The following is a 12743-nucleotide window of genomic DNA, read 5'->3' as shown; positions in this document are numbered from 1 at the left end:
CGTTCGCCCTCCGTCAGCGTTGGCCAAGAACGGCGTTGATATAACCGCTCGGGGTGTGAATCTGATCCGCCGTGGCCTCGGTATAATGCGTCACCGGGCCTGCAAAGACCGACAGGGCAATAATCCCCGCCAGCATGGTAAAGCTCGCCACCAGCGGCAGGGCCGGTGTCGGCGTGGCGGCGACTGGTGCGGCATCGGCGTCTTCGGGTACTGGCTCGGGCGTGGTGGTTTTCCAGAAGATAGCGCTGCCGGCCTGGGCAAAGCCCAAAATGCCCACAAGCGAGGTGACCAGGATTACCGACCAGATAAGCCAGACCTCAGGCATGTCGCGTACCGCATCCATGATCAAGAGCTTGCCGATAAAGCCCGACAGCGGCGGCATCCCGGCGCTTGCAATCGCTGAGGCGAAGAACAGTGCCGCAATGATCCCGTGTTGCGCCATGCGCGGGGCGGGCGTCATCGCGCCACGGGCCTCGCCCCGTTGGGAACGCACCAGATCGACCACCAGAAACAACAGCGCGCCGGCGAATGTCGAGTGGATCATGTAATAGATTGCCGCCGCCGTGGTCTCGGGGCGAAAGCCCGAGATCGCAATCAACAGTGTGCCCATGGATGCAATCGCCGCAAAGGCCGCAAGCCGCCCAAGCCGCCGTGCGCCCAGAATGCCGATCATCCCCACCGCCAGCGTCACCAGCGCCGCGAAAAGGATCAGCGGCGGGATGATATCCGCCGTTGCGTCATGCTCGGGCCCGAAAACAAGCGTGTACATACGCAGGATCGCATAGGCGCCGACCTTGGTCATAATCGCAAACAGCGCCGCCACCGGGGCCGGGGCTTCGGCATAGGTTTCCGGTAACCAGAAATGCAGCGGCAAAAGCGCGGCCTTGATGGCAAAGACCAGCAAGAGCAGCACCGCGCCAACCCGCAACAGGCCACTCTCGCCCACCGGAATTTCCGCCGCCCGCTCGGCCAGATCGGCCATGTTAAGCGTGCCGGTCACCGCATAAAGCGTGCCAAGAGCGAACAGGAACAGGGTTGAGCCAAGGAGGTTGTAGATCACATATTGAACGCCCGCACGAAGCCGCCGCTGCCCGCCGCCATGGATCATCAACCCATATGAGGCAATCAGCAGCACCTCGAAAAATACGAAGAGGTTAAAGGCATCGCCGGTCAGGAAAGCGCCGAAAATGCCCATAAGCTGAAACTGGAACAGGGCGTGGAAATTGTTGCCACGCTGATCCCAGCCGCTGCCGATGGCGTAAAGTAACACCACCAATGCAAGCGCCGCCGTGATAAGCACCATCAGCGCCGACAGGCGGTCAAGCACAAGAACGATGCCAAAGGGCGCGGGCCAGTTGCCAAGCTCGTAGACCTCGATGCTGCCGGTTGCGGCAACTGCCGTCAGGCCAAGCGCAATCGCCAAAAGCGCGCCACAGCTTGCCAGCGAAAAGATCCGTTGCAATTGCGGGTGAAAGCGCACTGTCAGTGTGATGATAGAGGCCATGACGGCCGGCAGAACAACAGGCGCGATAATCCAGTGGTTCATGCGTCGCCCTCCTGCTCTGCGGGGGTGTCACGCGTGATATTGACCGTATCACTGCGCGACGACAGGTATGAGCCAAGCGCCATGATCACGATGACCGCTGTCATCCCGAAGGAAATCACAATCGCCGTTAGCACAAGCGCCTGCGGCAGAGGGTCGGTATAGGTTTCGACCCCGTCGCGCAGCACCGGCGGTGCATTAACCGCCAGACGCCCGGTCGCGAACAGAAACAGGTTCACCGCATAGCTAAGCAGTGAAATACCTATGATCACCGGAAAACTGCGCAGCCGCAGCATGAGGTAGATGCCCGCCGCGCTGAGCGCGCCAATTGCGCTTGCCAGTAGCATTTCCATGTTACGCGTTCCCCTCGTCCGTGCCGTCTGCATCCGCGCGGGCCGGGTTGATATCCATCGGGAAGATGTTGACCGTCTCACCGGTGCGACGTGCCATGCTCGACAGGCTGTTGAGCGCAAGCATCACGGCGCCGACCACGGTCAGGAACACGCCGGTGTCAAACGCCATCGCAGTGGCCCATTCGAATTTCTCGATCGGCGGAAGGGTGATATACCCATAGGCGCTTGTCAGGAACGGTTTGCCCGCAAGCCATGCGCCAAGGCCGGTCACGCTGGCGACCAGAACCCCGACACCAATGGTGGCGTGATAGGTCACACGCTGGCGCGCCTCGGCCCAGGCAAAGCCCGAGGCCATGTATTGCATCAGGAACGCAATCGCGACGATCAGCCCGGCAATAAATCCGCCACCCGGTTCGTTATGGCCGCGCAGAAAGATAAAGGCGCCGACCATAAGGGCGATGGGCATCATCACCCGCGTCGCCACCACCATCATTAGGGGATGACGATCGCCTGCCTCGCGGTATTTTCTCTTGTCCCAATTCGCGAGCCAGCGCCCGCCACGCCCCTTGAGAACGGTATCGGTGAGCGCAAAAATCACCAGTGCGGCAATCCCCAGCACGATGATCTCGCCGTAGGTATCAAAGCCCCGGAAATCCACCAGGATCACGTTGACCACATTGGTGCCGCCGCCGCCCTTGTAGGAATTGGCGAGGTGAAAGGCCGAGATGCTTTCAAAAGCGAAATCGCTGATCAGGATGGCATAGGTCAGACCGGTGACCGCAACCCCGCCCGCGACAGCGATGAGAGCATCGCGCATCCGGCGCGCCGGGTGGCTTTCAACCGGTGTGGTGCGGGGGATGAAATTCAACGCCAGCAACAACAGGATGATCGTCACCACCTCAACCGAAATCTGCGTCAGGGCAAGATCGGGCGCCGAGAAATAGACAAAGCCAAGTGACACGATCAGCCCGACAATCCCCATCAGAACCAGCGCCAGAAAGCGGCTGCGATGGAAGGCCACAAGGCCAATCGTCGCCACGATCAGCAACATCCAGCCAATCGCTGGCACCGCCGCAATCGGCAGCATCTCGCGGCTTGCCGACAGGGTTTCACCGCTCGACCAGGCCAGCCAGCCTGCCGCCAGAACAGTGACCGTAAAGGTGGCGCCATTGCGCGTCAGGGCGCCATTGTGGACGCCACTGGTAAAGGCGCGGCTTGCACGGGTGGCGGCGCGGGTGATGGCGTCAAACATGGTTTTCGCTTCGGGGCGCGGCGTTGCCAGCCAAAGCCGCATCAGCGGCGCATGCAGGGCCAAAAGGATCGCACCGCCAAGAACCGCAGCCCCGGACATGAACAGCGCGGGCGTGATGCCATGCCAGATCTTCAGGTGAAACTCGGGCAAAGTGCCGCCAATCACGGCCCCCGCACTGGCGCGCACAAGCGGCTCTGCCAGGAAAGGCGCAAGGCCGATGGCCACGACCAGCACCACAAGAAAGGCCGGGGCCGCCCACATGCCAAAGCCGGGATCATGCGGCTTGGACGGGTAATCGTCGCGCTGCGGACCCCAGAATACATGCACGATATAGCGAAATGAATAGGCCACCGAAAACAGCGCGCCCAGGGTCGCCAGCACCGGCACGATCCAGTGATTGCCCTGCCAGATCGTGTGCGAGGCCTCTTCAAGCATCATTTCCTTGGACAGGAAGCCATTCAAAAGCGGGATGCCCGCCATCGACAGCGCCGCGAAGGTGACGATCACAAAGGTGATGGGCATCAGATGGCGCAGACCGCCAAGGCGTTTGATATCGCGGGTGTGGGTCTCGTGATCGACAATGCCGGCTGTCATGAACAGCGCGGCCTTGAAGGTGGCGTGATTGATGATGTGAAACACCGCCGCGACGGCGGCCATCTTGGTGCCAAAGCCAAGCAGCATGGTGATCAGGCCAAGGTGGCTTACGGTGGAGAAGGCCAAAAGCGCCTTGAGGTCATCCTTGAACAGGGCGATCTTGGCGCCGATCAGCATGGTGATCAGGCCTGTCGTGGCGACAATATAAAACCACTCGGGCGTGCCCGCCAGAACCGGCCACATCCGCGCCATCAGAAACAGCCCGGCCTTTACCATCGTCGCCGAATGCAGATAGGCCGAAACCGGCGTCGGCGCGGCCATGGCATGCGGCAGCCAGAAGTGAAACGGGAATTGCGCCGATTTGGTGAAACAGCCCACAAGGATCAGCAGAAGCGCCGGCAGGTACATCGGATCGGCCTGAATGATGTCCTTTTGTGTCAGAATCACGCTCAGGTCATAGCTTCCGACGATATTGCCGAGGATCAGCATGCCCGCGATCATCGCCAGCCCACCGGTGCCGGTCACGACAAGCGCCATGCGCGCGCCCTGACGGCCCTCTGGTAGGTGCTTCCAATAGCCGATCAACAGGAAGGACGACAGCGAGGTAAGTTCCCAGAAAACAAGCAAAAGCAGGATGTTGTCGGACAGAACAATGCCAACCATCGCGCCCTGGAACAGCAGAAGGTAGGTGTAAAACTGCCCCATCGGATCTTCGCGCGAGAGGTAGAACCGCGCATAGAGGATGATCAAAAGGCCGATGCCAAGGATCAGACCGGCAAACAAAAGACCCAAGCCATCGAGCATGAAATTGACGTTCAGGCCCAGCTTGGGCAGCCAGGGCAGTTGAAACTGAAGCACCTCGCCATGCAGGACGGCGGGCGCGCAGAGCAACAACAACACAAGGGCAAGAATGGTCGGGGCCGCGGTGAAGGCAGCGCAGGTGTTACGCCCGGCCTGAATCATCAGCCCCGGAAACAAAGCGCCCAAAAACGGCAGGGCCGCAATAATCGGCAGAAAGCTCCCGGCGGTGTCCATTTGTGTCGTGCCCCTGTTCCGTCCATCCCTGTCAACCGGGCCAGTCAGAGCGCCACTTGGGTGGGCACATTGCCAGACTGTTTCAGTCGATAATTGGTAATATACGGCGGGCTTTGGGCGCTACAACCCGATTCCGGTCGATTTTGCGGAAGCGGCGCCAAAAGCGGCCCTTGGGGGCGGTCTTTCAGGGGGCGGGCCGCGCGCCAATCCCGTTTAAAAAACCTCGATAGCCAGAGCGCGCCGCGCCGCCATATCGGCCGAGGTGGGCACACGCGCCGGATCAAGCAGGGATTCAAGCGGCCAGGGCCGGACCATATCAAGCAAGAGCGCCGCCGCCTGTCCCGTGTCGCCGATCAAGACCTCGCCGCGCGCGACGCCGAGGTCAAGCTCGTCCTTGATGATCTGGTGATCGAGCGCAAAAATACGGTCGACAAGATCGCGGCCGACATCGGGTGTCACCGGCGTTTCCGCGATAATCAGCCGCAGCACCGCAAGCGGAAGGCCAAAGTCTTGTTGGCGCGGGCGTTGCGACAGCAATCTTTCAAGGCGCGCGGCAACCGGCAGATCGCGGTCATGGGCGGGAAGGGGGCGGATGAAATCACCGCCCACCCTGTGCAGGTAGGCCCGCAAAAGCGCGGCGCGGCTTGGGAACACCGAATAAAGTGTGCGCTTGGACATGCCCGCGCGCGCCGCAAGGCAGGCCATGGTCGCCCCGTCGAGCCCGGCGTCGTTGTAGATTGATTCGAGAGCGGCAAAGACCTCGGCGCGGCGGGCCTCGGCGGTTTGGGTGACGGGTCTTCCGCGCCCGCATTTGTCCGCCCGTTCCGCATTTTCGCGGGTTTGACTCATTTTTTACTCCGTTTCACGCGCTTTTGTCAGGGACAGGCTTGCCTTTCGAAAACGCGTCATATTTACGGTACTGAGCGGTTTTGTAAATGCCTGACCGCCTTCGCTGCACTGCTTAATCATGAAAGGGGTCACCATGCCTTCTGTCTCGCGTTTCTTCGTGTCGTTGGTGGCCTCGCTGGCGCTTGCCCCGATGGTGGGGCTTGCCCAGCAGTCGCAGGGCCCGACATCGGTCACAGTGGTAACCGTGCAGCCGCAAAGCGTGACTCTGACCTCGACGTTGCCGGGCCGGGTTGCGGCCTCGGCCGAGGCGGAAGTGCGTCCACAGGTCAATGGCATCATCACCGAACGGATGTTTGAAGAGGGCGCCGATGTCGATGTGAACGCACCGCTCTACCAGATTGACACCGTCACCTATGAGGCCAGCGTGCGACAGGCCCGCGCCACCGTGGCGCAGGCCGAGGCCCAGTTGCGCGCCGCCGAACGCGAGGCGGTACGCCTTCAAGAGCTTCAGGCGCGCAACGTTGCCAGCGAACAGGCGCTGGACGAGGCGACAGCGACCCGCGATTCGGCCGCTGCCGGGCTTGAGCTTGCGCAGGCGCAGTTGAATTCCGCCGAAATCGAGCTGTCGCGCACCACCATCCGGGCGCGGCTTTCGGGGCGGATTGGCCTGTCACAGACAAGTCAGGGCGCCCTTGTAACCGCCAGTCAGGCCGAGCCGCTGGCGGTGATCCGCAGGATCGACCCGGTTTATGTGGATGTGACGCAATCGGCCGCCGATCTGTTGCGCTGGCGGCGCGGAGAAACCGAGCGCGCCCTTGCCGGGGCCGATGGCACGGTGCGCCTCAAACTGGCGGATGGCTCGATCTATGGCGAAACCGGCCAGTTGAAGGCCGCAGAGCCGAATGTTGATCCGCTCACCGGGGTTGTCACCCTGCGGATGCAGTTTTCCAATCCCGATATGCTTTTGTTGCCGGGCATGTATGTGCAGGTCGATCTGCCGGTCGAGGTGGCCGAAAACGTGTTTCTAGTGCCGCAAGAGGGCGTGATCCGCGACCGGCGCGGGCGCCCGCTTGCCTGGGTGGTCAACGGTGATGGCGTGGTCGAGCAACGCGAGATTACCATCCTTCAGGACCGCGGCAGCGACTGGGTTGTCGACAGCGGCCTTGAGGCGGGCGAGCAGGTCATCGTGGCGGGGTTTCAGAAAACCGCGCCGGGGGCAACCGTTGCCCCGCAAGAGCGCGCCGCCACAAGCGCGCCCTCTGAATAATCCAAAGGCTGAGGGACGCGTAACATGGCACGTTTTTTCATTGATCGCCCTGTCTTTGCATGGGTCATTTCAATCCTGTTGATGGGGATCGGCGCCTTGTCCATCGGCGTGTTGCCGGTCGCGCAATACCCCCAGATCGCGCCGCCCTCGGTGACGATTGCGGCGAATTACCCCGGCGCCTCGGCCAATACGGTGGCCAATACGGTCACCCAGGTGATCGAGCAGCAGATGACCGGCCTTGATGGCTTGCGCTATTTCTCATCAAGTTCCACCTCTTCGGGCAGCGCAGAGATCGTGCTGACCTTCGAGACCGGCACAGACGCCGATATCGCGCAGGTTCAGGTGCAAAACAAGCTTGGTCAGGCGACGCCGCTTTTGCCCGAGATTGTTCAGCGTCAGGGCATCACGGTCGAGAAATCCTCGGCCGGCTTTCTTATGGTGATTGGCCTTATTTCAACCGATAATTCCCGCGAACAGGTGGATTTGTCCGACTACCTTGTGTCCAACATTGTTGACGATCTTAGCCGTATTCAGGGCGTCGGCTCGGTCAATGTGTTCGGCGGGCAATATGCCATGCGGATCTGGCTTGACCCGTCCAAGCTTGCGGCGTTTGAGTTGACGCCGTCGGATGTGGTCACCGCCGTTTCGGCACAGAACGCCCAGATTTCAGCCGGCTCGTTCGGCACACGCCCAACGATTGAGGGGCAACAGCTTAACGCGACAATCACCGCGCAATCCCTTCTCAGCACGCCGCAGGATTTCCGCCAAATCGTCCTGCGCGCGGAAACCGATGGCGGGTTGGTGTTGCTTGACGATGTGGCGCGGGTTGAAATTGGCGCGGAAAACTATGCCACCGCGGCGCGGTTCAACAAGGACCCGGCCGCCGGGATGGCGATCACGCTGGCGCCGGGGTCAAACGCGCTTGATACCGCGCAAGAGATCAAATCGCGCATGGCCGAATTTTCCCGCTTCTTTCCCGAGGGCATCAAATACGTCATTCCCTATGACACCACGCCCTTTGTGACGATTTCAATCGAAGAGGTGGTGAAAACCCTGTTCGAGGCGATCGGCCTTGTGTTTCTGGTGATGTTCCTTTTCCTGCAAAACCTGCGCGCGACGCTTATCCCGACACTGGCGGTGCCGGTGGTCTTGCTCGGTACTTTCGGCGTGCTGGCGGCGGCGGGTTTTACCATCAACACGCTGACCATGCTGGCGATGGTGCTGGCGATTGGTCTGTTGGTGGATGACGCCATCGTCGTGGTCGAAAACGTCGAACGCATCATGGAGGAAGAAGGCCTTTCCCCGCGCGAGGCCACCCATAAATCCATGGGCCAGATCAGCGGTGCGTTGATCGGGATCGCGCTTGTCCTGTCGGCGGTGTTCGTACCGATGGCGTTCTTTCCCGGCTCGACTGGGGTAATTTATCAACAGTTTTCGATCACCATCGTTTCGGCCATGGCTCTGTCGGTACTGGTTGCTCTGACGCTGACGCCAGCGCTTTGCGCGTCCTTGCTCAAGCCCAAGGATCATGCGCCCAAACGCGGGCCGTTTGCCTGGTTCAACACCGGGTTTTCGACGCTGACCAATGGCTATACCGGCACGGTGCGCTGGTCTGTGCGCCGCCCGGTGCGGGTGTTCGTTATCTACCTCGCGATGACGATTGGCATGGTGTTTCTGTTCTTGCGCACGCCGACCGGGTTCTTGCCCGAAGAGGATCAGGGCATTCTCTTTACCCTGATCCAGACCCCTACAGGCGCCACCGCAGAGCGCACCCTTGAGGTCGTCAAACAGGTCGAAGACTATTACCTGACCGAAGAAACCGAGGTGGTGAATTCGCTCTTTGGGGTGGTCGGCTTCAGTTTTGCCGGCCGGGGCCAGAACATGGGCCTTGGCTTTGTGCAGCTCAAGGATTGGGATGAACGCACCGAACCCGGCCAGAGCGTGCAGGCGCTTGCCGGGCGGGCCTTTGGCGCCTTTAGCCAGATCAGCGATGCGATGGTTTTTCCGGTGGTGCCGCCCTCGGTGATCGAGCTTGGCAATGTCTCGGGCTTTGACTTTTACCTTCAGGCGCGTGGCGGTCAGAGCCACGACGACCTTTTGAACGCGCGCAATCAGCTTCTTGGGATGGCGGCGCAAAGCCCGATGATTGCCTCGGCGCGGCCCAACGGGCTTGAGGATGCGGCGCAGTTCAACCTTGATATCGACTGGCGTGAAGCCGGGGCAATGGGCCTTACCCCGACCGATGTGGGCGAGTTGCTGCGCATTGCCTGGGCCGGAAGCTATGTGAACGATTTCATTGATCAGGGCCGGATCAAGCGGGTTTACGTGCAAGGCGACGCCGAGGCGCGCGCGGTGCCCACCGATATCGACAAATGGCGGGTGCGCAATGCCAGCGGCGGCCTTGTGCCTTTCTCGAACTTTTCCGCGGGCCGCTGGGATTACGGCGCGCAGGGGCTTTACCGCTATAACGGTATCCCGTCGATGCAAATTCAGGGCTCGCCCGCGCCCGGCACCTCGACCGGCGATGCGATGGCCGAGATGGAGCGGTTGGTCGCCGAGCTTGGACCGGGCTATGACATTGCCTGGACCGGGTTGTCGCTCGAAGAGCGCGAATCGGGAAGCCAGGCACCGCTGCTTTATGCGCTCTCGCTGGCGGCGGTGTTCCTGTCGCTGGCCGCCCTTTACGAAAGCTGGTCGGTGCCCTTCGCGGTGATGCTGGCAATGCCGATCGGGGTGCTTGGCGCGCTTGCCGCCGCCTGGCTTGGCGGGTTTGACAACGGTGTTTTCTTTCAGGTCGGCCTGTTGACGGTGATCGGCCTTACCGGCAAGAACGCGATCCTGATCGTCGAATTTGCCCGTGATCGTTATGAACAGGGCGAGCGGGTGATCGACGCGGTGGTCGAGGCCGCCCGCCAGCGGTTCCGCCCGATCATCATGACCTCGATGGCCTTCTCGCTTGGGGTTCTGCCGCTGGTGCTTAGCTCTGGTGCGGGGTCGGGCGGGCGCAACGCCATTGGCTCGGGCGTGCTTGGCGGCACGATTTCGGCGACGGTGCTTGGGGTTGTGTTTGTGCCACTGTTCTTCATGATCGTGACCCGCCTTGTGCGGCGCGGCACGCGGCCAGACTAAAGCCCGCGTGCGAAGGGGGGCGGTATGATAATTTGAAATGTATCCTTTCAGATTTTATGAGTAAGCTGGCCCAACCCAAACAAACCGCGTTGTGCGCCTCATGTCCCGTCAATCCGCGTCCAAAGACCTAAGCCTAAAATCGCTCGAGCTGTTTCAGATCTGCGCCAGGAACGGATCGCTTCAGGCCGCGTCGCGGGAAAGCGGCCTCTCGGTCAGCACGGTTTCGCATCATCTGCGCAATCTGGAGGACAATCTGGGGGTCGAGCTGTTCAACCATGCCCGCAGGCCAATGGTGCTGACCCCCAAGGGCAGGGCCTTTCTGCGAAATATCGACGATGCGCTTTTTTCAATCCGCAAGGCCAGGGCCGAAGCCTCGGCCGGGAACCTGGCCGAGGCCAGCTATCTCAGGCTGGGCACGATCGAGGATTTCGACAGCGATATCATCCCCGAGCTGGCGGTCTATCTGTCCAGAACCATGCCGACCTGCGATTTCATGTATCAAACCGATTCCAGCCACGAGATTATCGAAATGCTGCGCAACCGGCAGCTTGATCTGGGGATCACGACAGAGCCGACCGAACGGCTCCGTGATCTTCAGGACCGGCCCTTGCTGCGCGATCCGTTCGTCGTGGTGCTTCCTGTGGCCAGCGAACACTCTCTGTCGGATGTGGTCGAGGGCCGCGCGAAACTGCCGTTCCTGCGGTTTTCGGGAAACCTGATGATCGCGCGCCAGATTGAATCGCAACTGCGCCGCATCGGCGTGTCTTCACCGCATAGATTTGAATGCAGCAACAATCAGACCCTGATGGCGATGGTGGCCGCCGGGGCCGGTTGGACCATCACCACCCCCTTGCTGTTTGCGCGCGCCAAACGGTTTCAGCCAAAGCTGCGGATGCACCGGTTTCCCGGCAAGACCTTTTCGCGCACTCTGGCGATTGTCTCGACGCCGGATTGTTCCAGATCGGTGATCGAGCTGGTCGACAGCAAGGTGCGCCGCCTGATCAGCGACCACGCCATCGCGCCGTTCCATCAAAGTACCCCCTGGCTCGTGGATAGCTTCAAGCTGCTGACATGACCGGGGGTCGCCGCTCGGCACGGCGCATCTGTGCCATAGGACTTCCTTCCATGCTTGGAAAAGATCGCACCAGCGGAAGGCGGGACCGAGCGCACAGGCTTTGCGCGGGACAGACAATTGTCGATGTCTAGCCCCCTATGTAAATCGTCAACATCCAGATCCCCATTCCCAGCATCACAAGGTTTTCTGTCAGCGAGATGAACCCAAGCGGAACGTTCGATCCACCACCGACACAGGCGCAGGTCAATTCGCGTTTGTCGATATAAACAGCCTTGATGACACTGACCGCGCCGATGGCGCCGATGAAGATGCCGACAGGGGCCACAAGCCAGATCAGCGCCGAGCCAGTGCCAATCAGGGCCATCATGCCGACGCCCGCGTACAGCTCGGCAAAGGGATAGGCGTAGCCATAGGGCACGTAGCGCTGCGCAAGCAGGTCATAACCGAGAAAGCCGTTCACGAAGCCCTCCACATCCTGTAATTTCTGTATTGCAAGCGCCACCATCGACGTGGCGAAAAACCATTTCAGCCAGGTCAGGACCGGAAACCCCTCATAGAGGTTCAGGACAATCGCGAGCGCCATCAGTGCAGTGCTGGTGAAAATCGCGATGACGGGCGTGTAGGTTGTATCGTCCTCGCCGAGCACCCGATAACCGAAATGCTTCTTTAGATCAGTGTGGCCACCAATCCGTTCACCGTCGATAAAGGCTTGAGGGGTTGTTTCAACGCCGTGTGACTTTTTAAAGGCTTCCACCTCATCGTCGGTTGTCAGCAGGTTATCATCAACCTCATAGCCCTTGCGCTGCAATATGGACAGCGACTTCAGGCCGAAAGGGCAAAGGTGTCCGGGCATCGCCATGCGATATAGGGCCGCTGTTTTTTCGGAACCCTTGCTCTTTTCGCGGGCGGTATCCGGGTCGTCGATCGGGCCAATTGCCGTCATTTTCCAAGTCTCCAGTAGCCTCGTTTGTGTTATTCGAACGAAGGCGTCCGTTCGGTTCCTGCGGGCGCGTCGCCGTTCGCTTCGATATCCGCGATGTACCGCTTCATTTCCGCGATCTCACCGCGCTGTGCCTCAATGATTGCATCCGCGAGTTCACGAACGCGCGGGTCGGAAATGTTTGCCCGTTCGCTTGTCAGGACGGCAATGGAATGGTGCGGGATCATCGCCTTCATCCACGCTACGTCTCCGACCGTGTCCTGTGATCGGACGAGGTAAATCCCGGCGGCAAAGGCGATAGCGGCACCGGTGAAAACAGCGATGTTGGTCTTTCGCTTTGAATACATGCCCAGCATGAAGGCGAGCATGATGATCGCCATCATCCCGCCCATGTAGAGCGCCATCCACATCCGCGTTTGCGAGAAGAAGACGTGATCCAGCGCGTAAGTGTTCAGATACATCAGGCCGTACATTGCGACCGTCGAGGTGCCGATCATGGCCAAGAAGCGGCCGTAGCCATTTCCTTTGCTGTCGTGATGCGCACCTTGGGGCGTCGTTGATGTGTCGCCTTGGTGTGCCATTGTCGATCTCCTTGTTGAAATCGTCCTGTTAACACAACCAGAAAGTCGGCCTTTGGTTCCTGAAAACGCGGTGCCGCCCCATGAGGGCCAACACGGAAAAACCGCTGGATCGTCTGCTCTGGCCC

At 60.5% G+C, this 12743-nt stretch carries 9 protein-coding genes; 3 read left to right on the top strand and 6 right to left on the bottom strand.

Features of this window, described 5'->3' with window-relative positions; genetic code table 11:
* Positions 1–13: 13 nt before the first annotated feature.
* From BMZ91_RS13035 to BMZ91_RS13020, 4 genes are all read right to left on the bottom strand, one after another.
* Positions 14–1546, bottom strand: coding sequence for a monovalent cation/H+ antiporter subunit D (locus BMZ91_RS13035; RefSeq protein ID WP_092839575.1), 1533 nt, complete (start codon positions 1544–1546; stop codon positions 14–16).
* Positions 1543–1896: a Na+/H+ antiporter subunit C gene (locus BMZ91_RS13030; RefSeq protein ID WP_092839573.1), complete on the bottom strand. Its 354-nt coding sequence runs from the start codon at positions 1894–1896 to the stop codon at positions 1543–1545. Before BMZ91_RS13030 ends, BMZ91_RS13035 begins: the two co-directional genes overlap by 4 nt.
* A gap of 1 nt (position 1897) precedes the next feature.
* Positions 1898–4777 (bottom strand): monovalent cation/H+ antiporter subunit A, encoded by a 2880-nt coding sequence (locus tag BMZ91_RS13025; protein ID WP_092839570.1) that lies wholly within the window; start codon positions 4775–4777, stop codon positions 1898–1900.
* Positions 4778–4990: 213 nt separating this feature from the next.
* A complete protein-coding gene (locus BMZ91_RS13020) occupies positions 4991–5626 on the bottom strand; it encodes a TetR/AcrR family transcriptional regulator (RefSeq protein ID WP_092839567.1) in 636 nt (211 codons plus the stop codon).
* 133 nt (positions 5627–5759) lie between these two features.
* Here BMZ91_RS13020 and BMZ91_RS13015 point away from each other — a divergent pair, with 133 nt between their 5' ends.
* The 3 genes from BMZ91_RS13015 (at position 5760) to BMZ91_RS13005 (ending at position 11097) form a co-directional block, all read left to right on the top strand.
* Positions 5760–6893, top strand: a complete 1134-nt coding sequence (locus BMZ91_RS13015; protein ID WP_092839803.1) for an efflux RND transporter periplasmic adaptor subunit — start codon at positions 5760–5762, stop codon at positions 6891–6893.
* 24 nt (positions 6894–6917) lie between these two features.
* Positions 6918–10022, top strand: a complete 3105-nt coding sequence (locus tag BMZ91_RS13010; RefSeq protein ID WP_092839564.1) for an efflux RND transporter permease subunit — start codon at positions 6918–6920, stop codon at positions 10020–10022.
* Positions 10023–10122: 100 nt separating this feature from the next.
* Positions 10123–11097, top strand: a complete 975-nt coding sequence (locus BMZ91_RS13005) for a LysR family transcriptional regulator (protein WP_092839561.1) — start codon at positions 10123–10125, stop codon at positions 11095–11097.
* A gap of 127 nt (positions 11098–11224) precedes the next feature.
* Here BMZ91_RS13005 and BMZ91_RS13000 read toward each other — a convergent pair whose 3' ends face one another.
* Positions 11225–12040 (bottom strand): MauE/DoxX family redox-associated membrane protein, encoded by an 816-nt coding sequence (locus BMZ91_RS13000; RefSeq protein WP_245736371.1) that lies wholly within the window; start codon positions 12038–12040, stop codon positions 11225–11227.
* A gap of 29 nt (positions 12041–12069) precedes the next feature.
* Complete coding sequence (locus BMZ91_RS12995) at positions 12070–12618, bottom strand: DUF305 domain-containing protein (RefSeq protein ID WP_245736370.1); 549 nt, start codon at positions 12616–12618, stop codon at positions 12070–12072.
* Positions 12619–12743: the final 125 nt, after the last annotated feature.

The sequence above is a fragment of the Roseovarius lutimaris genome, assembly GCF_900115165.1.
In the GTDB taxonomy this organism is placed as follows: Bacteria; Pseudomonadota; Alphaproteobacteria; order Rhodobacterales; family Rhodobacteraceae; genus Roseovarius; species Roseovarius lutimaris.
This window is presented reverse-complemented; position numbering and strand designations above follow the sequence as displayed.

Coding starts and splice junctions, on each gene's coding strand:
- BMZ91_RS12995 (WP_245736370.1), bottom strand. CDS start 12,618: ATGGCACACCAAGGCGACACATCAACGACGCCCCAAGGTGCGCATCAC.
- BMZ91_RS13000 (WP_245736371.1), bottom strand. CDS start 12,040: ATGACGGCAATTGGCCCGATCGACGACCCGGATACCGCCCGCGAAAAG.
- BMZ91_RS13010 (WP_092839564.1), top strand. CDS start 6,918: ATGGCACGTTTTTTCATTGATCGCCCTGTCTTTGCATGGGTCATTTCA.
- BMZ91_RS13005 (WP_092839561.1), top strand. CDS start 10,123: ATGTCCCGTCAATCCGCGTCCAAAGACCTAAGCCTAAAATCGCTCGAG.
- BMZ91_RS13015 (WP_092839803.1), top strand. CDS start 5,760: ATGCCTTCTGTCTCGCGTTTCTTCGTGTCGTTGGTGGCCTCGCTGGCG.
- BMZ91_RS13020 (WP_092839567.1), bottom strand. CDS start 5,626: ATGAGTCAAACCCGCGAAAATGCGGAACGGGCGGACAAATGCGGGCGC.
- BMZ91_RS13030 (WP_092839573.1), bottom strand. CDS start 1,896: ATGGAAATGCTACTGGCAAGCGCAATTGGCGCGCTCAGCGCGGCGGGC.
- BMZ91_RS13025 (WP_092839570.1), bottom strand. CDS start 4,777: ATGGACACCGCCGGGAGCTTTCTGCCGATTATTGCGGCCCTGCCGTTT.
- BMZ91_RS13035 (WP_092839575.1), bottom strand. CDS start 1,546: ATGAACCACTGGATTATCGCGCCTGTTGTTCTGCCGGCCGTCATGGCC.